The sequence below is a fragment of the Bacillus sp. FSL W8-1141 genome, from assembly GCF_038593205.1.
In the GTDB taxonomy this organism is placed as follows: Bacteria; Bacillota; Bacilli; order Bacillales; family Bacillaceae; genus Bacillus; species Bacillus altitudinis.
This window is the reverse complement of sequence record NZ_CP151973.1, coordinates 3,764,000-3,787,661: the sequence shown is the minus strand read 5'-3', so window position 1 is coordinate 3,787,661 and position 23,662 is coordinate 3,764,000. Positions and strand designations below refer to the sequence as shown.

Annotated in this window: 17 protein-coding genes; 6 read left to right on the top strand and 11 right to left on the bottom strand. The window is 42.8% G+C overall.

Annotated features, from left to right (window positions below; genetic code table 11):
* Positions 1 to 26 precede the first annotated feature (26 nt).
* On the bottom strand, positions 27 to 1,616 hold the full coding sequence (katX, locus tag NSQ52_RS19415; protein ID WP_340958739.1) for a catalase KatX: 1,590 nt from the start codon (positions 1,614 to 1,616) through the stop codon (positions 27 to 29).
* Between the two features lie 106 nt (positions 1,617 to 1,722).
* Between katX and NSQ52_RS19410 the strand changes: the two genes are divergently transcribed.
* From NSQ52_RS19410 to NSQ52_RS19400, 3 genes are all read left to right on the top strand, one after another.
* Positions 1,723 to 2,379 (top strand): hypothetical protein, encoded by a 657-nt coding sequence (locus tag NSQ52_RS19410; RefSeq protein WP_342473789.1) that lies wholly within the window; start codon positions 1,723 to 1,725, stop codon positions 2,377 to 2,379.
* A gap of 149 nt (positions 2,380 to 2,528) precedes the next feature.
* Positions 2,529 to 3,023 (top strand): RNA polymerase sigma factor, encoded by a 495-nt coding sequence (locus NSQ52_RS19405; protein WP_007497431.1) that lies wholly within the window; start codon positions 2,529 to 2,531, stop codon positions 3,021 to 3,023.
* A complete protein-coding gene (locus NSQ52_RS19400; protein WP_017368457.1) occupies positions 3,024 to 3,881 on the top strand; it encodes a DUF3298 and DUF4163 domain-containing protein in 858 nt (285 codons plus the stop codon). It abuts the gene before it with no gap.
* Positions 3,882 to 3,925: 44 nt separating this feature from the next.
* Here the strand turns inward: NSQ52_RS19400 and NSQ52_RS19395 are convergent, their stop codons facing one another.
* The gene (locus NSQ52_RS19395; protein ID WP_008347534.1) at positions 3,926 to 4,855 is read right to left on the bottom strand and encodes a manganese-dependent inorganic pyrophosphatase; all 930 of its coding nucleotides are present in this window, start codon (positions 4,853 to 4,855) and stop codon (positions 3,926 to 3,928) included.
* 303 nt (positions 4,856 to 5,158) lie between these two features.
* On the opposite strand from NSQ52_RS19395, the gene NSQ52_RS19390 reads away from it, so the two are divergent.
* The 3 genes from NSQ52_RS19390 to rplI are packed head-to-tail and all read left to right on the top strand — an operon-like array spanning position 5,159 to position 8,552.
* Positions 5,159 to 6,106: a YybS family protein gene (locus NSQ52_RS19390; RefSeq protein WP_039169015.1), complete on the top strand. Its 948-nt coding sequence runs from the start codon at positions 5,159 to 5,161 to the stop codon at positions 6,104 to 6,106.
* 20 nt (positions 6,107 to 6,126) lie between these two features.
* On the top strand, positions 6,127 to 8,106 hold the full coding sequence (locus NSQ52_RS19385; RefSeq protein WP_017359884.1) for a DHH family phosphoesterase: 1,980 nt from the start codon (positions 6,127 to 6,129) through the stop codon (positions 8,104 to 8,106).
* Complete coding sequence (gene rplI, locus NSQ52_RS19380; protein WP_007497423.1) at positions 8,103 to 8,552, top strand: 50S ribosomal protein L9; 450 nt, start codon at positions 8,103 to 8,105, stop codon at positions 8,550 to 8,552. The genes NSQ52_RS19385 and rplI overlap by 4 nt, the downstream gene beginning before the upstream one ends.
* Positions 8,553 to 8,592: 40 nt before the next feature.
* On the opposite strand, the gene NSQ52_RS19375 is transcribed toward rplI, so the two are convergent.
* The 9 genes from NSQ52_RS19375 to NSQ52_RS19335 form a co-directional block, all read right to left on the bottom strand.
* Positions 8,593 to 9,807: an MFS transporter gene (locus NSQ52_RS19375; protein ID WP_045034911.1), complete on the bottom strand. Its 1,215-nt coding sequence runs from the start codon at positions 9,805 to 9,807 to the stop codon at positions 8,593 to 8,595.
* Between the two features lie 22 nt (positions 9,808 to 9,829).
* Complete coding sequence (locus NSQ52_RS19370) at positions 9,830 to 9,973, bottom strand: YycC family protein (protein WP_008347524.1); 144 nt, start codon at positions 9,971 to 9,973, stop codon at positions 9,830 to 9,832.
* A 72-nt stretch (positions 9,974 to 10,045) separates the two neighbouring features.
* The gene (locus NSQ52_RS19365; protein ID WP_342473788.1) at positions 10,046 to 10,780 is read right to left on the bottom strand and encodes an alpha/beta hydrolase-fold protein; all 735 of its coding nucleotides are present in this window, start codon (positions 10,778 to 10,780) and stop codon (positions 10,046 to 10,048) included.
* 89 nt (positions 10,781 to 10,869) lie between these two features.
* Entirely contained in the window at positions 10,870 to 11,835 is a 966-nt protein-coding gene (locus tag NSQ52_RS19360) for an iron-hydroxamate ABC transporter substrate-binding protein (protein ID WP_035704087.1), read from the bottom strand.
* 98 nt (positions 11,836 to 11,933) lie between these two features.
* Positions 11,934 to 13,559, bottom strand: coding sequence for a helix-turn-helix domain-containing protein (locus NSQ52_RS19355; protein WP_338705907.1), 1,626 nt, complete (start codon positions 13,557 to 13,559; stop codon positions 11,934 to 11,936).
* Between the two features lie 122 nt (positions 13,560 to 13,681).
* Positions 13,682 to 13,909 (bottom strand): MbtH family protein, encoded by a 228-nt coding sequence (locus tag NSQ52_RS19350; protein ID WP_024718451.1) that lies wholly within the window; start codon positions 13,907 to 13,909, stop codon positions 13,682 to 13,684.
* A 20-nt stretch (positions 13,910 to 13,929) separates the two neighbouring features.
* Entirely contained in the window at positions 13,930 to 21,078 is a 7,149-nt protein-coding gene (locus tag NSQ52_RS19345) for an amino acid adenylation domain-containing protein (protein WP_342473787.1), read from the bottom strand.
* 15 nt (positions 21,079 to 21,093) lie between these two features.
* Positions 21,094 to 22,002 (bottom strand): isochorismatase family protein, encoded by a 909-nt coding sequence (locus NSQ52_RS19340; protein ID WP_039169005.1) that lies wholly within the window; start codon positions 22,000 to 22,002, stop codon positions 21,094 to 21,096.
* A gap of 18 nt (positions 22,003 to 22,020) precedes the next feature.
* On the bottom strand, positions 22,021 to 23,640 hold the full coding sequence (locus NSQ52_RS19335) for a (2,3-dihydroxybenzoyl)adenylate synthase (RefSeq protein WP_096882128.1): 1,620 nt from the start codon (positions 23,638 to 23,640) through the stop codon (positions 22,021 to 22,023).
* Positions 23,641 to 23,662 lie beyond the last annotated feature (22 nt).

The following is a 23,662-nucleotide window of genomic DNA, read 5'->3' as shown; positions in this document are numbered from 1 at the left end:
AGCCACTCCGCTGCATTCTTTTTTCATTAATAAGGATCCGAAGGTGTGCTGTTGTTGATCGCATCGTTGACAGCCTGTGCCGCGCCTGTTGAGCCAATGGGACCGCTTGGCTCCTCTTGTTTGAAGGCTTTTAAGCCATCGGCCACACGTTTTCCGTAGTCAGGATCAGCTTTTGTGAAGTTTTCGATCATTTGGTCTTGGATGTCTTTTTGACAGGTAGCTAAGGTGTTGACTAAGTTTTTAATCAGTTCCTCACGTTCCCAATCATTGAAGCGACGATAGGTTTCTCCGGCTTGTCCGAAATTGTTCGGGCGGTCAATGGCTTCCCGTTTGACTTCACCCTCTACAAAAGGCGTATGATCCTTTCCATCTTGCTGCGATTCTTTTAATCCTCCGAGAATGGACGGTTCATAATTCACATGGGGGTTTTGTCCTTTTCCTTGATCCACATGATATTCCATTTGCCCATCTCGCTGATTGGTGGCAACATGCTTTTTCGGGGCATTGATCGGCAGCTGTAAATAATTTGGCCCGACTCGATATCGCTGCGTATCAGAGTAAGAGAAGGTACGTCCTTGCAGCAATTTATCATCTGAGAAATCTAATCCGTCTACAAGAACCCCCGTCCCAAAGGCAACCTGTTCCACTTCTGCAAAATAATTTTCTGGATTTTTGTTTAGCACCATTCGTCCGATCGGTTTCCATGGATAGTCATCCTTGTACCAGAGCTTTGTTGGATCGAGTGGATCAAAGTCTAGATGGGGGTGGGTGTCATCTTCCATGATTTGCGCGTATACTTCCCATTCAGGATGATCCCCTTGTTCAATGGCTTCATATAAATCCTGTGTGGCATGATTAAAGTTTTCCCCTTGAATGGCCTGGGCTTGTTCTTGTGTCAGGTTGCGAATTCCTTGCTTTGGTTCAAAGTGATATTTGACCAACACTGCTTTTCCTTCATGATTCACCCATTTATAGGCATGGACGCCAGAGCCTTGCATGTGCCGGTATGTGGCAGGAATGCCCCATGGCGAGAAGAGAAATGTCACCATATGTGTTGCTTCAGGTGATTGTGAAACGAAATCAAAAATGCGCTCACCATCCTGACGATTGGTGACAGGGTCAGGCTTAAAGGCATGAACCAAATCAGGGAATTTCAAAGCATCTCGAATAAAGAAAATTTTGAGGTTGTTCCCAACGAGATCCCAGTTGCCGTCTTCTGTATAAAATTTGATCGCAAATCCCCGCGGATCGCGTAAAGTTTCTGGTGAATGTCCGCCGTGAATAACAGAAGAGAATCGAACGAAGACAGGGGTCTTTTTTCCTTTCTCTTGAAATAATTTGGCTCTTGTATAAGTGGAAATGGGTTCGTCGCCGAATGTACCGTAGGCTTCAAAGTATCCGTGTGCGCCGGCACCTCGTGCGTGAACGACACGTTCAGGGATGCGTTCACGATCAAAATGACTGATTTTCTCTAGGAAATCGTAGTTTTCAAGCGTAGTCGGTCCTCTATTCCCAACGGTTCTCATGTTTTGATTATCTGTTACCGGGTGACCTTGGCGATTCGTCAAGGTTTCTTCTGACTCTGAAGATGATGTAGGCTGTTGATCTTCTTTCAAGGTAGAATCCCTCCTTCAATATCTCCCTAACAATATGGTCATGTTGCTCCCTATTTCATACAAGGATTGATATAATGAGTGAAAACTTTTATGAGGAGCGGACCTAATGATTCGATTACACTGCCTTCACGCACATCCATCTAATATTTCTTACATTGACGACGCTTTCTATGACACAGGATTTGATCTGCATCACATCGTCGATTCATCATTTATGGAACGAGCCAAACAAGATCCCGCATTTGATCTTGAGCAGCAGCAAACCTATGCTATCAACAGACTAATGCAAGAAGGAGAGGCTGATCTTGTTTTATTAACGTGTACACAATACATTGCGGCTTTGGGGGAGCAGCAGCACCTGTTCAAACAACCAATTGTTCCGATAGATGAGCCGTTATTTGAGCAGATTTGTGAGCGAGAGGGTCCGCTTCAGCTGGTGTTTTCAAACCCAGATACAGTAGAAGGAACGATGAAGCGACTGTCTTCATATGTAAAAGAGCAGGGAAAGCAGTTAAAGGCAGAAGTGGTTGTGCTAGAGGATGTCTTTCATCTTTGCTTGAACGGTGATATACAAGCCTACCATGAGCGAATTATGGAACAGTTAAGGCAATCTGTGAAGCAGCATGGAGATATTTGTGTGATGCAGCTCTCGATGGTTCACGCTGCAAAGCAGGTGGAGCAGGAAACAGGAGTGTCCATCATTCATCCGCTATCACCACTTAAACCATTTGTTTATCAAAAAATAACGGCTTTAAAAGAGTGAACCCGTCAGGTTCGCTCTTTTTGTATAGAAACGTAAATGGGATGACATGTTAAAAAAATAATGGAGCGCAAACTATTTTTAACAGGTGCGCGTCTATCCAATGTAAGAAATAACAGATGCGCATTTAAGATAAAGGAGCTCTTTGTAAAATGAAGAAACGAAAGATTGATGATCAATTTGCGGATTACGTAATGGAGCATAAACACAGTTTTTATCGATTGTCCTATAGCTATGTCAAAAACCCAGAAGATGCGATGGATGTCGTTCAAGAGGCGATTCATAAAGCACTCAAATCTGTTCACAGATTAGAGGATGCGACCAAGATGCATAGCTGGTTTTATAAAATCGTCGTAAACGCTGCCCTCGACTTTTTACGAAAGAAGAAGCGTGTGCAAGTGACAGACGATGATACGCTGGAATTTTTATCACAGGGTGAATCGGATGTCTATGAGGATCAAGATGTCAGACGGGCAATAGAAGATTTGCCGGAGATGTATCGGGTCATCATTATATTAAGATTCTTTGAGGATTTAAAGCTAGAGGACATTGCTCATATTCTTGGAGAAAATGAAAACACCATTAAAACAAGATTATATAAGGCGTTGCGGCTTTTAAAAGTAGAATTATCGCAGGAGGAAATATAAATGGATAAGCATTTGGAACAGTTAAAAGAGGAATATCTAGAAATCCCTATTCCCCCGGAATACGATGCTATGGTTGAACGGACATTAAAACGAAAAAACAAGCAACCTCATTTTCAGAAATGGACGATCGGACTTGTTGCTGCAGCTGCTTTATTTGTCACCACTGTAAATGTCAGTCCGCAGGCAGCAAGAGCGATTTCAGAAGTACCCGTCATTGGAGAGCTTGTGAAAGTCGTGACGTTCACAGAATTTAAAAAGAGCGATCAGGGAACAAATATTGATCTCAAAACACCACACGTTTCAGGGCTTGGGGACGGAAAATTACAAGACAGCCTGAATCAAAAATATTTAGCTGAAAACAAAAAGCTGTATCAAGATTTTGAAAAGGAAACAAAGGGTTATAAAAATGGTCATTTGAGTGTAGAGAGCGGATATGAAGTAAGAACAAATAATGATCAAATTCTTTCACTAGGTCGATACAAGGTGACGACTCAGGCTTCTGCGGCAGAGGAAATGACATATGATACGGTGGATAAGAAAAACCATGTACTCATTACATTACCAAGTCTGTTTAAAGATGACCGTTATATTGATGTGATTAGTGAAAATATTAAAGAACAAATGAAGAAACAGATGAAAGAGGATTCAAATAAGATTTACTGGATGACGAAGCAAGATACGGTTGATCCGTTTAAGAAGATTCAGCCAGATCAAAGCTTCTATATCAATTCAAAAGGCAAACTGGTGATTTCCTTCAACGAATATGATGTGGCGCCTGGTTACATGGGTGTAGTTGAATTCACGATTCCAACAAGCGTGCTAAAGGATATTCTTGTCAGCGATATGTACATTCATTAAAAGAAGAAAAAAGACTGCTGAAGATGTCAGCAGTCTTTTTATGTTTATGAAGAAAGTGCGTCTGTTAGTGCAGGCACGACTTGTTTCTTTCTTGATACAACACCTTTTAGTAAAGCAGTGTTGTTTTCAAGTGTGACATTAAATGCTTTTTCTACTTTTGCTGCTTCAGCACCAAGGGCAAGCGCAAGAGAGTCATTTTCTAGAATGTCTGTGATCACTAAAACAAATAGATCAAGACCTTTCGCTGCGATGACTTCATTGATTTTTGCTTCGATGTCAGCTTGTCTTGCTGTTACTTCAGCGATATCAACTGTATTAACTTGTGCAATTTCGACTTTGCTGTTTCCTAGTGCAAATTCTTTTGCATCCAGTGTGATTAATTCTTGAACTGTTTTTTGGCTTAGGTCAGCTCCTGCTTTCAGCATATCTAAACCATATACTTCAGGGTCTACTCCTGCGATTTTTGCTAGCTCATGCGCAGCATCAACATCCTGCTGTGTGCATGTTGGGGATTTGAATAGCAAGGAATCAGAAATGATCGCAGACAAAAGCAAACCAGCGATTTCTTTTTCAATTGTGACTTGGTGCTCTTTGTACATTTTGTTTAAGATCGTTGCTGTGCAGCCAACTGGCTCAGCACGATAGTAAAGAGGTTCACTTGTTTCAAAGTTGGCAATACGGTGATGGTCAATGACCTCTGTCACTTGTACTTGATCAATATCGCTTACACTTTGTTGGAATTCGTTATGATCGACAAGAATGACTTGTTTTGTTTCGTTTGCAGCCGTTTCAATGAAACGAGGTGCTTCTTGTTTAAAGAAATCTAATGCGTATTGTGTTTCTCCATTGATTTCTCCAAGTCTGACAGCTTCTGCTTGAACGCCAATTTTGTTTTTCAGATCAGCGTAAGCGATAGCAGAGCAAATCGTGTCTGTGTCAGGGTTTTTGTGTCCGAATACGAGTGTTTTTCCCATGTGAATTCTCCTTCTTACTTTTATTGATGATGTTTCTATTCTAACAGCTTTTGACCTTGAATTCAGGGTTTATAGCTAAGAATAATCTAAAAAATTGTAACATGCTGTCTGAAAAGTTGCATGTACAAGACGATCTAAGTTGTTCCACGTGAAACGTTCTTGGAATAGCCTGCATTTTACTTGCGATTTACGGCTATGGTAAAATAAAGGTTGGGTCAAGATATGACGGAGCGTACATCGTACGTATACATAGAAGTACACATTGAGCAAGATATAGAAAAATGTTTGGATTGAGGTGAAGGTGTGAAACAAACAAAAGCGTTAGTAGAAGGCGCTATCATGATCAGTATTTTTGCGGTCATGACGCTGTTTTATTTGTATGTGCCACTTTTAGCCATTATTTTCTTCATGGCTGCTCCGATTCCGATCATTCTCTATACAATCAGGCATGGCTTGAAAAAAGGAATTGCGGCTGGCGCTATTGGCATAGTGATCAGCTTTTTAATTGGGTCTATTAATGGGCTGTTAAGTGCGCCAATGCTGATTGCTGTTGGAGTAGGTATGGGTGTTTTCTACAGAAGGAGGCAGCCAGGTCAGGCTATTATTACGGGTGCGCTGATCTACTTATTCAGTTTTCTCATTTACTTTGTTGTCAGTGTCCAGCTGTTTCAAGTAGATATACTGGGTGTCGCAAAGGAATCAATTGACCAAATCATGCCGATGGTAGAGAGTACCTTAAAACAATCTGGCGCTACTGATCAGGACATAGCAAAACAACTCAAGCAGTTTAGAGAGATGCAGGATACGGCATTAAATTCTTTACCTGTAGCGCTTTTGATTTTTGTCACGCTCATGTCTTTCGTCAATCATTGGTTTGTGCGGCCGTTGATCAAACGGTTTGTTCCAGACATGCCAGCTCTTAAGAAATTTAAGGATATGCGGCTGCCAAAAAGCATGGTATGGTATTATTTACTCACACTGCTTTTGATGCTGATTCAGCCGGAGAAAGGCAGCTTTTTATCGCTCGTGCAAACGAGTGCTTTTCAAATTTTATTTATACTGGTGCTTATTCAGGGCTTTTCTTTTATCTTCTATTATTGCCACGAAAAAAACATCTCAAAAGTGGTACCCATTTTTGCCGTCGTATTGACGATTCTCTTTCCGCCAATCGGTGTGATTGTGCGTATTATAGGGATTGCTGACATAGGCTTTGATTTAAGAGAAAAAGTAAAAACAAATAATTCACTCTGAATGTTGAGGAGTTGATATCAGTGCCAAGCTTCTATCGAAAACCTGTCATCAAGTATCCGATCTTCGCATTAATTGTCCTTGCGGTGATCACAGTCCTCCTCAACCTTTATTTTAATTGGATCATAGGAGCGGTTGGTCTTTTAGTCCTTGCGGGTGTGCTCTACTTTTTAAAGTGGGCAGATACGCAGGTGCAAAAAGAGATTGATTCATATATTTCAACATTATCCTATCGAGTCAAAAAGGTTGGAGAAGAAGCATTAATGGAGATGCCAATTGGTATTATGCTGTTTAATGACCAGTATTATATCGAATGGACCAATCCATTTCTCGCTTCGTGCTTCCATGAAAGCACACTTGTCGGCAGATCCTTGTATGATACATTTGAATCCATTGTGCCTCTTATTAAACAAGAGGTTGAGACAGAAAATGTGACGCTGAATGACCGGAAATTCAAAGTCATTATTAAACGGTCAGAGCGCCTTTTATATTTCTTTGATGTCACGGAACAAGTGCAGATTGAAAGACAGTATGAAAATGAACGAACGGTGTTATCTTATATCTTTTTAGACAATTATGATGATGTGACGCAGGGTCTTGATGATCAGGTGCGCAGCGCGATTAATAGTGAAGTCACATCGCTGTTAAACAATTGGGCACAAGAATACGGCATTTTCTTAAAAAGAATTTCATCTGAACGATTTATGGCTGTATTAAACGAAAGCATCTTAGCAGAGCTTGAAGCATCGAAGTTTTCCATTTTAGACGAGGTTCGTGAGAAAACAGGGGCACATAGCGCCACACTTACCCTTAGTATTGGAATCGGTGCGTCTGTTCCTTCTTTAAAAGAACTTGGCGCACTTGCGCAGTCGAGTCTTGACCTTGCCCTCGGACGAGGCGGGGATCAGGTAGCGATTAAACAGCCGAATGGGAAAGTGAAATTCTACGGTGGAAAAACCAATCCAATGGAAAAACGGACACGAGTACGCGCACGGGTCATTTCACATGCTTTAAAAGAAATTGTATCTGAAAGCGGTAATGTTATGATCATGGGGCATAAGTTCCCCGACATGGACTCTATCGGTGCCTCGATTGGGATTTTAAAGGTTGCTCAAGCGAATGGAAAAGAAGGTTACATCGTCATTGATGCCAACCAGATTGGGGATAGCGTTCAACGCTTAATTAGTGAAATTAAGAATTATGAAGAACTTTGGTCCCGTTTTATCACGCCTGAGGAAGCGATGGAGCTTGCAAAGGATGACACATTGCTTGTGGTTGTAGATACACATAAACCGTCCCTTGTGATGGAAGAACGACTGCTAAATAAGATCGAAAACGTCGTTGTCATTGACCACCATAGACGTGGTGAGGAATTTATCCGAGATCCTTTACTTGTCTATATGGAGCCGTATGCTTCATCTACAGCAGAACTTGTGACAGAGCTGTTAGAGTATCAGCCGAAGAAATTGCGGATTAACATGATTGAGGCCACAGCACTTCTTGCTGGGATTATCGTGGATACGAAGAGTTTCTCCCTCAGAACGGGGTCAAGAACGTTCGATGCAGCATCCTACCTTCGTGCAAAAGGGGCAGATCCTGTCCTTGTGCAAAAGTTTTTGAAAGAGACAGTCGATCATTACATCAAACGGGCAAAGCTCATTCAGCATACAGAGCTGTATCAAAATCAGGTAGCGATTGCTTCCTTGCCGTCTGACAGATCTGAGTATTATGATCAAATTACGATCGCACAGACGGCTGATTCTCTCTTGTCGATGAGTGAGGTTGAAGCATCATTTGCTGTCGCAAGGCGAGATGACGATACGGTCTGTATTAGTGCAAGATCGTTAGGGGATATCAACGTTCAAATTATTATGGAAGCATTAGATGGCGGCGGTCATTTAACTAACGCTGCGACCCAGATTTATGGTATAACCATTGAAGAAGCGGTAGAGAAGTTAAAAGCTGCCATAGACGAATATTTCGAAGGAGGGGTTCAAAGATGAAAGTCATCTTTCTAAAAGACGTAAAAGGCAAAGGGAAAAAAGGCGAAGTCAAAAATGTAGCTGACGGATACGCTCACAACTTTCTCATCAAACAAGGGTTAGCTGTTGAAGCAACTCCAACGAACCTAAGTGCATTGGAAGGGCAGAAAAACAAAGAGAAAAAGAATGCCATCCAAGAGCTTGAGCAAGCGAAACAATTAAAAGAAACACTTGAGGCGCTGACAGTGGAACTCACTGCTAAATCAGGTGAAGGCGGTCGTCTATTTGGTTCGATTACAAGCAAACAGATCGCTGATAAATTGCAAAAAGAACATCAAATCAAACTCGATAAGCGTAAAATTGAGTTGAATGATGCCATCCGTGCGTTAGGATACACAAATGTACCGGTGAAGCTTCACCCAGAAGTACAAGCAACATTAAAAGTGCACGTCACAGAACAAGCATAAACAGAAAAGAACCCGTCTCCTCGTGAGACGGGTTCTTTTTTTATGATGGATCTGAAATATAGATGCTTCGTCCAGCACGCATACCGGATAAAAACATGAAAAATAGAACGATGATAAAGATGATAATAGATGGCGTCCATGTATGTGTCACATCAAAAAGGATACCGATCATGAATGGACCAACAGCGGCTAATAAATAACCGAGTGACTGCGCCATTCCAGAAAGGGCAGCTGCTTGTTCCATATTGGTTGTTCTTAATCCGATAAATGTGAGGGCAAGACTGATACTGGCCCCTTGTCCGACGCCGATTAATAGCACAGAGATAACAAGAATAGGCGTCGACCCTCCGAGAAGGAGACCAATCATGCCGAGTAAATATACAAGGACAAGGCCGACGACAAGCGGTCTTTGCGTTTTTAATTTTTCTGCAAAAACGGGCGTTAAGAAGGTGGATGGCAGACCAGTGAACTGCATAATAGAGAGCATCCATCCCGCTGTCGCTAGGTTCATGCCATGTGATGTCAAAATATCAGGAAACCATGCGATGCTGCTGTAGAAAAGGAATGATTGCAAGCCCATAAAAAAGGTCACCTGCCATGCGACACGTGAACGCCATATTGGCTGTTCTTTGAGTGAAATGCTTTTGACAGCCGCTGTGTTCTGATGAAGAAGCTGCGGCGCCCACACCATCATTGCAAGAAGAGCAAGTCCGGCCCAGACAAGGAATGATGTATTCCAGCCGCCAGGCATTGCATGACTGAGCGGAACGCTGACACCAGATGCAAGTGCAGCAAAAACGGACATCGATGTCGTATACACGCTTGTCATTAATCCAGCATGTGCAGGGAATTTATGTTTCACAAGTCCAGGTAAAAGCACATTACAAATCGCAATCCCGACGCCGACTAGCGCTGTTCCCATCATTAAAAAGGTGATGCTGCCCAATGAACGAATGACAATCCCAAAGAGCAGGACAGCAAGCCCAAGCCAAAGTGTTCGTTCATTCCCAAGACGTTTTCCGATTTTAGGTGCAATGGGAGATAGCAATGCGAATGAGAGCAGTGGTAATGTCGTGAGGAAACCAGCCAGTCCATTTGAAAGCTGTAAATCAGAACGAATGGCACCGATCACAGGACCAACAGACGTAATGGCTGGCCTCAGGTTAAAGGCAATGAGTAAAATCCCAGCAATCAGCAAAATGGTTTGCCCTGTACTGCGAGGATGAAATGTTGATTTTTCTAGTTGTTGTTCCATGAATGTAAACTCCTTTATTTCTTTAAGAACGATCTTTCTTCTGTTCAAGCTCCGCTAATTTAGCTAATAAGATGTGCTGCGGCATATGCATGATTTGCTCTAACGGTACATTGAGTGATGCAGCAAGCTTTTGTGCGGTATCGGCTGAGATTTGTAAAGGTCTCATGCGCAAATCCCTCCTCTTTCAATCTATACGTTCCAATATACCATATCGACTTTGTGACTTGCTGATAAAAAATTAAGGTTTTCTTTTATAAAACCACTTGATGGCCGATAAGAAATTTTTTTGAAATTGTTTCAGATGGTGGCCCTCTCCTTGTTCAATGTGAAAGTGAAGCTTTCGTTCCTGCATCCCTTTCTGTAATAAAAGATCATGGAGTTGTTTGTTGAATAAAGGCATGTGCTGTTGGACAGATGTTTTGCCTTTCCCTTCTTCACTGCCTACAGACAAATAGACAAGGTGGTCCACAGACTGAATGCTTTGTTGTTTAGCAAATGGTAGAAAATCTTGATACCAAAATGATCCAGAGATAGATGCGATTTTTTTAAAAAGAGCAGGGTACATCAATAAAGTATAAATTGCAAATAGCCCACCTAATGAAGCACCTATGTGACTATGTTCATGACCGGTCTGTTTGACTGAGTATTCTCTTTTGATATATGGAAGCAAGTCATTTGCTAAAAATGACACATATGTCTGTGCCTCACCTTTAAAGTCAGGGAATCCAGAACGCAGTGATGATGCTTTCCATGGTGTATATTCGTCAAGTCGATTGAATGGTTGTATACCGACGATGATGATTGGCGAGATGGTTTTGGCTTCAATCATGCTTTCGATCTCTAGCAGGTGGGTTCTAAACAAAGAAGAGCCATCTTGTACAAAGACAGCTGGAACATCAATAGAGGTGTCCGGTGGAAGGTAAATATCAAGCTGCCGCCCGTTCAATTCGTCATATAGAAACGTTCCGTTCATGTGTATTCTCTCCTTCAAGTTTTCAAGCTCTGCTGAAAAGAAGAACAAAGGGCTAAAATGTTTAGCCCTTTGTCAAGATGCGCATCTTTTTAGTTGGTTTGATCTAGCCATTTGACAGCCTGATCAAGGAAAGTTGTTTTGCTTAGTGCTGTTCCTCCCTGAAGCATAGGATCAACGACATTTTCATTGATGTGCCCATTTTTCACAGCTTTTAGGCTGTTCCAAATTTTATTTCCCTCTAAGTCCTTCAATGCATTTGGATTCGATGAGTTTTCCTCTTGGGAGAACTGAACAAAGATATAGTCAGGATTGAGTTCGCCTAGGCGTTCCAATGAAATCATTGCTTGTGCTTTGGCTTTTTTGATATCACTTGGTGCTGTAAACCCTAAGTCCCCATATAAAGTAGAGTTGAAGTATACGTCTTCAGGGTACACGTACAGGTCGCCCTGTCTAATGCGTAAAATGACAGCTGTTTTGTTGTTGCTTTTGTCTTTCAGGGTTTCTTTCGCTTGTTTGAGATCTTTCTGATAATCAGAAATGATGCTTTTCGCTTCTTCACTTTTTCCAGTCAGTTCACCGAGTAATAAAAGGTTGCTTTCCCAGTCGGAAGAGACATGTGATACTGGGATCGTCGTTTGGACTTTATCTAGTTTTTTAATTGTTGCAGGCGGGAACTTGGTTGATCCGAGTATCACGTCTGGTTTTAGTTTTAAGATTTTTTCTAGGTTTGGTTCTGTTTTTTCCCCAATGCCTTCTGTTTTTGCTGTAATGTCTTTAAATAATTCAGGGAAAGTGCCGCCTACAGTAGAAGCCCCAATAGGGTCGATACCAAGTAGTTTTGCATCTTCCATCGATTCTAGGCTTCCAGCAATGACGATTCGTTTCACTGGTGTTTTCAGTTTGTACGTTTGATCTAAGTATTTGATATTTGTTTCTGCTGCTTCAGCTGACTTGCTTTTGGTTGTGTTGGAAGCCGGTTTATTTTCTGCAGCACCACAGGCTGCTGCGATGATCGTCATGATACAAAGGATAAGCAATGCGAACCATTTTTTCATTTGTTTTCTCCTTTAACTGATAATTGTTCTCAATTAAAGATTGTAGTAGTCATTCGTCCTTTTATCCATAGACAATGATCTGTCTAGTGATGGACTTTTTACGGAAAAAAAGATAAAAGGTCCTGAATGACTCGTTGATGACTGGCTGCTGTGTATTCACGCCAAGGGTCAGAAGCGAGTGGATAGACGGCTTGTTGCGTCACAGCCTTGAGATTTTGCCAAGCCTCCTGTTGCTTTAACTTTTGATAAAAAGCAAGGGTTTTTGGTTCTTTATGCAACAAAAGGAAGATGGCATCTGGGTCTAACTGCTGTATAGAGTGAATGCTGATTTTTTTTTCGATGAGCTGGCCATCATTCTGAAAAGCTGGCAGAAGGCCAATGTCATGAAAAATTACTTCTGACAAGGTGCGATTGACAGATAAGTAGAGCTGATCTTGAAAGATACGAAGAGGCAGGACGGTTCTTGGTGGATGATCAATAACGCATTCCTTTTTCGCTTGATTAACGAGTTCTTCGTAATGAAGCAGCCATTCTTCTGCTTCCCTCGTTTCGTTTAAGAACAGAGCTGTTTGTCTGAATTGAGTGCGCCAATCCAATTGTGTGAATGGAACAAAGTGTACAGGACAGATGGTTTTCAACGCTTGTTTTTCTGCCTCTGTCACATGATCATTGGCAATGATCAGCTCAGGTTGTGCTTCCTTCAATTGCTGTAAATTGGCTTCAGCGTGCTCGTTGATACGATGTGCACTCAGATGGATCGGAATTTCTTCTGCATAATGCTCAAAATCATGTGCTGTCCATTTAGGGTGAAGAGGGGCAGCATATGGGATGATATGAATAGGTGTGAGCTGCCCGAGTATGGAATGGCCATAGGCAGCCATTTTCCGTTGACGGCTTTTCATATAAGCAGAAGGAGTGATACCCGTTTTTTTCTTAAAGATGCGGCTAAAGTAATAGGGGTCTTGATAGCCAATGTCCTGTGCAATGTCTTTGAGCTTTGCATGACCTTTCGCCATTAACTGTTTGGCTCTAGCCAGTCTTTTCTTGGTGATATAATCAGTGACACTCACATCAAAATGCTTTTTAAATAGCTCGCTGTAATGATTGGCGCTGATACCAGCCATATGAGATAGACTTGTAAGGCTGAGAGGTTCTTCGGAATGTTGATCGATATATTGTTTTGTTTTGAAAAGGGCGTGTGTTGTGTCACAAATGTCTTCTTTATGCAGTGTGAAAAGCTGCAGGATGAGCTGTTGAAAAAGGGTTTGGCTTCTAAAAAAGCTAATGGATTCAGGTTTTTGCCATTCTGCTGTCATGTCGGACAGTAAAGAATGAATTTGTTCAATCGAGCTAATATCGATAAATTGCCATACATTCAGTAAAGATCGGGCTTGTTCAGTTGATACTTCTTCTATGCTTTGACCTTGTGACGCGTACATTTGAAAGCGAAACAGATAGAGCTCGTGTTTTTGATAAGGCTCTGTTTTCAACATAAATGTTTCCCCAGGCATCATCGTATAGAGTGTCAGATTTTTCAATCGCCATCTTTGATCATTCAATGTAAGTAAACCATTGCCGCTTATGCTAAAGAGGAGGCAGAATGTATCTGACAACTGCTGCTCCGTATGTGGAAGATCTGCATTATTTATTTTTTCAGTATATGTTAATCGATAAATGCATTGTTCAGCATTTACCTTTGTACATAATTGATGATTGTTTCCCATAAAACCACCTGATCTCTTATTAATTGATAAATATTCTCAATTGAATTGTATCAGAAAGAGCTGGAAAATGGTGTGTTTATTCTGTCAAAAAAGCACCCTGATGGAGATCAGGGTGCGATGATTTATTCCGTTTTTCCATGTGCTAACGCAGGTTCTTTTGTTAAGCTTAATGGCCGTAAGTCCTGCCAGTGTGTCTGGATATAATCAATGCAGGCATTTCTAGTGTCTTCACCAAAGACCTTTTCCCATCCATCTGGTATTGGTGCAAATGATGGCCAAAGTGAATGTTGTCCTTGTTCATTGACAAGCACAAGAAATACACCGTCTTCACGATCAAAGGGATTTGTCATTTGTCATCTCTCCTTTATTCTTAGTGCTTTTGTTTGACCCGGTGCAGAGCGTTGTCTAAGATGACACCAATTTCTGCTAGGGGTTTAGGCTGGCACATGTCTTTGTGCCGGCAATGAATGTCGTGCTGTTCAATGGTTCCGTTGATATAAGGTGCCCATGCTTCGGGATCAATCGGTGTAAACCAGTCTGGGATAATGGTAGATCTAAAGAATAATATGTCCCCTTGATAAGTTTTTGGCTGATATTCCCCGAGCAATCGCACTGAGTTGACATAGGTTTCTTTTAGATTTCTAATGGCATCCTCACTTAAGCTTGCTAGTGCACTGCCATCTTTCTTCAAGATGTCGACAGCACTCTTCATCGTGAGCGGTTCACCTGTTAAGGTATCTGGATCATAACCGCCGAGTGCAAGAAGAGCGATTAGTGCTTCTTCTTCATCAGGTGCTTCTTTAATCGGTAAGAAATGGTTTGGATAGGCATCCAGCATCGCAACGAGAGCGATTTCTTCACCTTGCTGCTGGAGTTGAGTAGCCATTGCTTGTACAACGTTTCCGCCAAGTGACCAGCCAAGTAGATGATAAGGGCCTTTTGGCTGAATCGTTTGGATGTGCTTGATGTAATCCGCAGCCATATCATCTAGTGTGTGCGGGTAGTCATCTTTTCTTGCGATTCCTCGTGCCTGTAATCCATAAATAGGGATGTCTTTTTCTAATGTATTCAAGAGACCTGCATAGCACCAGCTAAGACCACCTGCCGGGTGAACACAGAAGAGAGGATATCTTTCTCCATTTGTTCGCAGTGGCAGCAGGATTTCTAGTGCGTTTTCATCGCTTCCTGTTTCTAGTTTCTCTGCCAAACTTGCTACATTTGGTGCTTCAAACAACGTTCCGATGCTTAGTTTGACACCAAGTGCATCACGAATGCGGCTGATTAAACGAACCGCAAGTAAGGAATGCCCGCCAATGTCAAAAAAGCGATCGTCTATGCTGATTTTAGGTAAATCAAGCACCTCTTCAAAGAGATGACATAGGATTTCCTCTTTCGGGTTTCTTGGGCCGCGGCCATCTGCTTGCTGTATATGCAATTGAGGTGCTGGCAGTGATTTTTGATCAAGCTTCCCGTTTGCTGTAAGCGGCATGGTGTCAATTTGTACATATGCCGCGGGAACCATGTAATCAGGAAGACTGGCTGCTGCAAAATGACGAAGGGTTTCAGTATCGAAACGGTCTTCTTCAGTTGTGACGAAATATGCGACTAAGCGTTTGTCGCCAGGCTGATCCTCTCGCATCATGACGGCAACTTGTGCAACTGCATCGTGGCGTGCCAGAACGGCTTCAATTTCTCCAAGTTCAATGCGAAATCCGCGTATTTTAATTTGATGATCAGCTCTGCCAATGTAATCAAGATCCCCTTCTTCTGTCCAGCGCGCAAGGTCGCCTGTACGATACATCCTTGTGCCAGGTGCTCCATAAGGATCGGCAGGGAATCGATCTGATGTCAGGTCAGGTCTGCCTAGATAACCTCTTGCAAGGCCAGCTCCAGCTACATACATTTCACCTGTCGTCCCAGGGGGAACAGGTTGTAGGTATTCATCTAGTACGTACACGTGTAAGTCAGGAATTGGTTCGCCTATTAAACTGCTGGATTTCTTTGCGATCATGTCTCGATTGAGTACATTGTACGTAACGTGAACGGTGGTTTCTGTAATGCCATACATGTTAATTAATTTTGGCTTGCAGTCTGAGTGACGGCTGTACCAATCTTCTAATCTGCTAAGTTCTAATGCTTCACCGCCAAAGATGACATAGCGGAGTGATAATGCTTGACCAAGTGTTTGTTGTTCCTTGTCTATCTGCATGAGCTGATAGAAGGCGGAAGGTGTTTGATTAAGTACAGTCACACCTTCATCGACTAGAAGCTGCATCATCTCTTCTGGAGAACGAGAGATGGTATGAGGAACAATGACAAGTCGCCCGCCATATAAAAGGGGTCCCCATATTTCCCAAACTGAAAAGTCAAAGGCATATGAATGGAACATTGTCCAAACATCCTCTTCATCGAAATGGAACCAATGTTCAGTAGATGTCAGAAGACGGATGACATTTTGGTGTGGAATGACCACTCCTTTTGGTTTCCCTGTAGAGCCGGACGTATAAATAATATAGGCCGGATGCAGAGAAGATAGCGGCTCAATTCTGTCTATATCAGCCGGATTGTGATTTGGCGTAGTCAGCAATTGATCAATTGTTTCTTTTTCGTCTAACAAAATCAAATCGCAGTCAGCAGGGAGATGCAATGCAGCTGCTTTTGTTGTGATGCTGCAAACTGGTTTGGCATCTTGTATCATGTATGCCAGCCTGTCTGCTGGATAGTCAGGATCAAGAGGAACATAGGCTGCGCCTGCTTTATGAACAGCTAATAAACTGACGAGCATATCAATTGATCTAGGCAGGGCAAGTGCAACGAACTGTTCTGGTCCAACGCCTCTTTGTATTAATAAATGAGCAAGACGATTGGCTTTGTTGTTTAACTCACCATAGGTCAGCTGCCTCTTGCCATCCGTTACAGCCACTCGATCAGGGAATTGTTGCACCGTTTTTTCAAATAAGGCTGGGAGATTAGGTGCTTGGTCTGACTGAGCGAATGTCTGTTTGTCAGGGAGAAATGTTTGTCGTTCTTGATCTGATAAAATGTTCACTTGACCAATCGGCAGATGTGGGCGCTCAGCTATCTCTGTTAAAAAGCGCTTCATTCTGTCAGCGATTGCTCGAACGGTACTTTGTTTAAATACATCTGTGCTGAATTCAAACAATCCTGTTAATCCTGCTGCTGATCCAGTTTCAGTTCTTTGTTCTGTCAATTCGATGGTCAGATCAAATTTAGCTGATCCCACTGGTTTTACGTAGAGATCCGAATCAAGTTGTGTCAGCTTCATTTCCGCCTTCGGTGTATTTTGGAAGGCAAGCATCACTTGGAACAATGGATTCCGTGATCTGGAGCGGGTTGGATTTAGGATTTCCACTAGCCGTTCAAATGGCAGATCCTGATGCTCATAGGCTGCTAAGTCAACGTTTCGCACTCGCTTCAATAGCTCACTGAAGGTTGGATTACCAGCTGTATTTGTACGTAATACTAGTGTGTTCACAAACAATCCGACAATATCGTCAAGAGCATCGTCATTCCGTCCAGCAATTGGACTGCCGATTGGGATATCTGTCCCCGCCCCAAGGCGTGTCAGTAATGCTGCAAGGGATGCTTGAAGCACCATGAACAAACTCACTTGATGCTGTTTCGCAAGCTCAAGAAGGTTTTGATGTAAAGCCGGTTCGATCGTAAAGTCTATCGTCGCACCGTTGAAGCTTCCTTCCTGTGGACGTGGGAAGTCATAGGGAAGCTCAAGTTCTTCTGGCAGGTCATGTAAGGCACCTTTCCAATAGCTGAGCTGCTTGGCAAATAGACTATCCGTCTCTTTTTCACTGCCCAACAGTTTCTGCTGCCAAATAGCATAGTCAGCATATTGAACAGGTTCCGCTGGCAATGGGGTGGATTTCCCTTGAATACGAGCTTCATAAGCAGCAGCTAAGTCTCGTGTCAACGGTGCAAGTGACCAGCCGTCACCAGCGATATGATGCAGCAATAGAAGCAGGACAGACCGATTGGCATCAAGCGTGAATAATTCTGCTCGCAGTGCAGGTTCTTCTTCAATCTGAAAGCTATAGCGAATGGATTCATTTAATTGATTCTCAATTTGTTGATCACTCGAAGCTGTGACATGGAGCTCAGGCTGAACACTTTTTGGGTGTAAAATAACCTGTCTTGGCATGCCATTCTTATTTGGAAAAATGGTTCTAAGGGTTTCATGTTTTTCAGTGATATCTGCCAAAGCACCAGTTAGAGCTTGTTGATCTAGTGTACCTGTTAGCTGAATGACAAGTGGAATATTGTAAGTTGGACTTGGACCTTCAAGGCAATGAAGGAACCAGAGCCGTTTCTGAGCAAAGGATAACGGAATCTCATCTGGCTTGTTTTCTACCTGAAGCGGCGGCCGAATGTCCTTTGCTTTATCTAAGTGCTGTGCAAGCTCAGCGACTCGGGGTGATTCAAAAATGGTGCTCATGCTTAGGTCTGCACCGAATGTATCGCGTATACGTCGAAGCAGACGAGCGGCAAGTAAAGAATGTCCGCCTAAATCAAAGAAACTATCATCTATGCCAATTTGAGATACGCCAAGGGTTTCTGCAAATAAACTACATAACATGTCTTCTTGGGGTGTTCTAGGTGTACGATCGGAACTAACTAAAGACATATTTGGCACTGGTAATGCTTTGCGATCGATTTTGCCGTTTGGTGTAAGTGGCAGTTCCGGCAAAACGACAACAGCAGAAGGCACCATGTAGTCTGGAAGTAATGCAGCCACAAATTGCCTGAGCTCTGAAGGGTGAAGAGCTGAGTCGTCTGTCAGCACAACATACGCACAAAGCAACTGTTGTCCAGGTTGATCTTCACGAACGATCACAGATGTATGCTTTATAGCTTGATGCTGCATAATCACGGTTTCAATTTCACCCAGTTCAATACGGAATCCGCGGATTTTAATTTGATGATCGGCACGGCTTATATAATCAATCGAACCATCTTCACGCCATCTGGCTAAATCACCAGTGCGATACATTCTCGTGCCTTTTGTGCCGAACGGATCAGCGACAAATCGTTCTGCCGTTAAGTCGTATCGTCCAAGATATCCTCTTGATACTCCTTCACCTGCAATATAAAGTTCAGCGATTGATCCTGCTGGGACTGGGTTTAGTCCTTCATCTAAAATGTAAATGCTCGTATTCCAAATGGGTTTACCAATTGCCGGCCCGCTATTCTCTTGATGCGCTGTGACATTTTCCATCGTAGACCAGATCGTCGTTTCTGTAGGTCCGTACAAATTGGTAATGTCGCATTGAAGAGATTGCAGTGTGTGCAAAAGGGAGGCAGGAAGTGCTTCTCCTCCAACAAGAACACGCATACCTGTGATCACGTCAGGGTATTCATCTGCCAATGCATGCCACAACGTTGGTGTTGCCTGCATGATTGTGACATGATGAGAACGAATCATGTTTGAAAGCTTTGCTGGTTCTTGTATCGTTTCTTTTTTTGCCAATAAAATAGCAGCCCCATGTAAAAGTGGGAGGAACATTTCTAGCCCGGAAATATCAAAGGCTATGGTCGTTACCGCTAAAAGCTGGTCTCCTTGATCTAATAAAAATGCATCTTGCATGGACAATATAAAGTTGACTACATTTCGCTTTGTTACAACAACACCCTTTGGTTTGCCTGTCGATCCTGACGTGTAGAGGATATAGGCGGGGTGATGTGGAGAGCCCTCGCTCCAGGTAGGATTGAGATGCGGACTGCCTGCTATCTCCTGATGAACAATTGCATCATCCAGTTGAACGATGTGAGGATAGTCCAAACCACCTGCTGTCTCATTGATTGTGAGCAAGCACGCCGGTTTGGCATCTTCTAGCATATAGGCGACACGATCGTTAGGATAATCAGGGTCTAGTGGCAGATATGCGGCTCCCGTTTTGACGACGGCTAATAGACTTACGACCATATCGATGGATCGAGGCAGAGCGATTGCGACGAATTGTTCTGGTCCAATGCCACGATTTTTCAAATAATGAGCTAACTGATTTGCCCGCTGATTCAACTCTTCATAGGTCAAAATGATTCCTTCAAACTGTAATGCTTTTGCTTGCGGCGTTTTGCTCACTTGTTTTTCAAATAGTTCCCGTAATGATTCTTTTGGTAATTCTCGTTTTGTATCATTCCAGTGCTTGAGAATGTTCTCTTTTTCTTCAGACAAAAGAAGGTTGAATTGACTGATTGTCTGATCTTGCTCTAGTCCGGTTATTTCCTCCAGCAATTGAAGAAAACGATGTTGATGAGCGTCAACGGCTGTCTCTTTGTAAACAGCAGGGTTTGCATCAAAGTCGATTTGAAATCCGTTTCCATCCGCACGGTCGTATATGTTGATCGATAAATCATCTACCGGTCCTGCTGAGAGATTGTGTGCTCGACCAATGCTCTGATCGAACTTGAGATCATAATCAAATGGCATGATATTGATCTGTGGACCGAATAATCGTTGATTTCTTCCGATGAGCTTAAAGTCTCTCCGCATGTCTTCATGACGATATCGTTGATGAGGACGAATGGCTTTCAGTTCATCAGATACTTGACGAACAAGTGCTGAGAGCGTCATTTCTGGTTTGCATGTTAAACGAAGCGGTACCAGGTTCATGACCATTCCAGGTGTTTGCAAGGCGCACGATCCAAGGCGCATCATCACAGGTAATCCTAAAACAATATCATGTGCACCCGTCATACGATGCATATAGAGTGCGGATGCGGCAAGAATCATTTCATGCCACGTACTACCGAAGGCTTGGGCGTTTTTTTTCATTTTGCTTACCTTTTCGGCATCGTATCTAGCCGTTTTCCGGATAAAATGATCCGACGTTCTTGGGGCAAGCTCAGCAAGGCTGACAATTTCCGGTTGATCAGCAAAACGATTTTTCCAAAATGCTCGATCATCTTCAAATCGATTGGACTGTTGATAAGTGATCTCTTCTTGGACTACATCATGTAAAGCTCCAAATGTTTGAGGAGGCACAGGTGTCCCTTGCGATAGGGCTGAATAGACCTCAGCAACACGACGTGCAATGAGCGAAAAGGCGAATCCATCAATGGCAATATGATGAATGCGCTGATACCAAATGAATCGATCGTCAGCAAGTTGAAAAAGCACTTCACGGAATAATACATCTTTCTCTAAAGAGACTGGTGTGGAAAGATCGGCTTTCATCCATGCTTTAGCCGCATCAAACGGCTGTTTTTCATTTTGTAAATTGACATATTGAAATGGGATTTCTTTCTTAGATGTCATCCATTGCTTTGGACCGTCAGTATCCTCAACGAATTGCATATACAAGGAATCTGCTTCTAAGACAGTCTTTCGAATGGCTGCTTCAAAGTGTATGGGATCAATAGGACCTTTAATCTCTATATACTCAGCTGTATTGAAAATAGGGTTAGATGGATCAAGCTGCTGCGCATACCAAATGCCTGATTGGGCACCGGTTAGTGGGAATGAATCGACGGACTGGATCGACAAGGGCCTAAACCTCCTTTACAAGTAATCGATATTTGGGATAGATGGCTGTTTTTCTGGGAAAAGAAGAGTCCGCCAAGACATGAGCGTTGGATTTGCTGCAAGCTCAACGAAATTGACTGTTGCTCCTTGCTGTCTCCACTTTTCCGCTAGACTCATCATTCTAATTGAATCAAGGCCAAGGTAGACGAGATTCTCGTCAAGCGGTATTTCATTTGGATTGATTTGAAGATACTCAGCTACTTGGTGAACGATGGCATCAAAGGATAGGTCATCACTGTTTGCTTCTTGTCCTGTTAAACGACTGATGATTTGGTTTGTCGTTGTGGTGACTGCACAGCGTTCAGCTGCATAGGTCATTGCCATTTTGTGATGCTTAAGTGAAAAGTCAGCGACGGCATCGGCGACAAAAAAGGTTTCAATATCGAACATGAATGCTTCTGCGGCTGTCAGCATACATCCAATATGTGCATATACGCCAGTAATGATCAGTTGATCACGTCCGCCTTCGTGAAGAAGATCTAAAAAGTTGGATTTTTTGAATGCGCTATAACGCCATTTTGTCAGCATTGTATCTGATTCAGATGGAGCAAGCTGATCAATGATTTTTGTCAATGCTTCATCATCACCAAGACCAGGTCCCCAAAAATCGGTTAATAAGGCACGATCCTTCGGGTCTTGATCACCAGGTTGAGCTGTATAGACGACTGGAATGCCGAGTTCTTTGCATGTATCACGTAATTGTTCAATATGCTGCACTAACTCTGTAATCGGTGAAGTATCTTGTTGAAATGCATTTAAAAAATATTGCTGCATGTCATGTATCAGCAAGACAGCACGTTTCGGATCAGGGATCCAGTTCACTTTATTTTCGGGTAAATCATGTATGCTTGGCATTGGATACGCAGGAATAGTAGGGATTGCCATGGTTTTCACTCCTCTTTTTTATACGTTGGCAGTATGGATTGCAGCTAATTCTCTTAATGCTTTTTTACTGATTTTGCCTACACCTGTTTGTGGGAACGCATCAATCCATTCAATGCGGTCAGGAATTTTATAGGCAGCGAGCCCACGTTCTCTTAGAAATAACTTTAAGACATGCGGTGCTGGTTTGTTGTTTCCTTTCGCAATAACAAAGGCACATGAGCGTTCGCCAAGAAATGGATCTGGCATGGACACCATGGCGGCATCATGAATGTCAGGATGCGCAAGTAAATGGTTTTCAACTTCTTCAGCAGCAACCTTTTCGCCACCACGATTGATTTGATCCTTGTCTCTGCCTTCTACAACAACATTTCCTTCTTTGGTTAATCGCACGATGTCACCTGTTCTGTAGAAGCCATCTGGTGTAAATGCTTTTTTGTTTTGTTCATCGGCTTTATAGTAGCCGCGAATCGTATAAGGTCCTCTTGTTAAAAGGTGTCCAGCCACTTCATTCGGGACGGGCTTGTCCTCATCGTCTACCACTAGTACCTCATCATATTCAGACATCGGGCGTCCTTGTGTATGGATAATGACATGTTCAGGATCATCCAATCTGGTATAGTTGACCAGACCTTCTGCCATGCCAAAAACTTGCTGTAACTTACACCCAAGGGCAGGCATCACTCGTTTTGCTGCCTCAGCACTTAATTTAGCACCACCGACTTGTAAGACCTCAAGACTCGATAAGTCATCTGATCGATGAGGAGCGGCTTCGAGCCAAATCAATGCAATTGGTGGAACGACAGCGGTAATAGTCGCCCGTTCTTTTTCAATGAGTGGAAAGACGACATCAGGGCTTGATCCAGGTGCAAGAACGACTCTTCCACCAGCGTATAATGTCCCAAGAACACCAGGCGAGCTTAATGGATAGTTGTGTGCAACTGGAAGTGTAGCTAGATACACACTATGTTGTGTGAGCTCGCACACCTCATTGCTTTTCCAAAGACTATAAATATAGTCATCATGTGTACGAGGTATGAGCTTAGAAAGGCCTGTGCTTCCTCCAGATAACTGAAGAAACGCAATGTCGCTTGCCTCTACATGTATTTGTGGATCGAGCGCTGGGTCCTTGCGCAAATCATCCAAGTCTAGGAATTCCTCAGCTTCTCCTGCAACAATGACATGAGGTAATGAGGGAAGTTTTTCTTTCACTTGACGTGCGAGTGATCGATAATCAAAGCCGCCATCGATATCTGGTATGACATATGCGTCTGCTTCGGCAAATTCAATAAAATAAGTGATTTCACTGCTTCTATGAGATGGCAGTGAGAAGACGGGTAAAGCACCGATACGAAATAAAGCGAAAACGACTTCAAAAAAAGCAGGAATGTTAGGAAGCTGTACGACAACTCGACTTCCCTTTTGGATTCCAAGCTGATGAAAACCGGCGGCAAGACTGCTGACGCGCTCATCAAGTTCTTGATAGCTCATGTGTGTATCAGCGTATGTAATCGCTGTTTTATTCCCTAACGATACGGCGCGTTCACGAAGCATCCCGCTAAAGGTTTCTCCACGCCAACAGCCGTTTTCACGGTAGCGTTTTGCAAATTCTTCTGGCCATGTAGGTGGTTGAACAAACATGTCTTTTGTCATCTCCTATGTA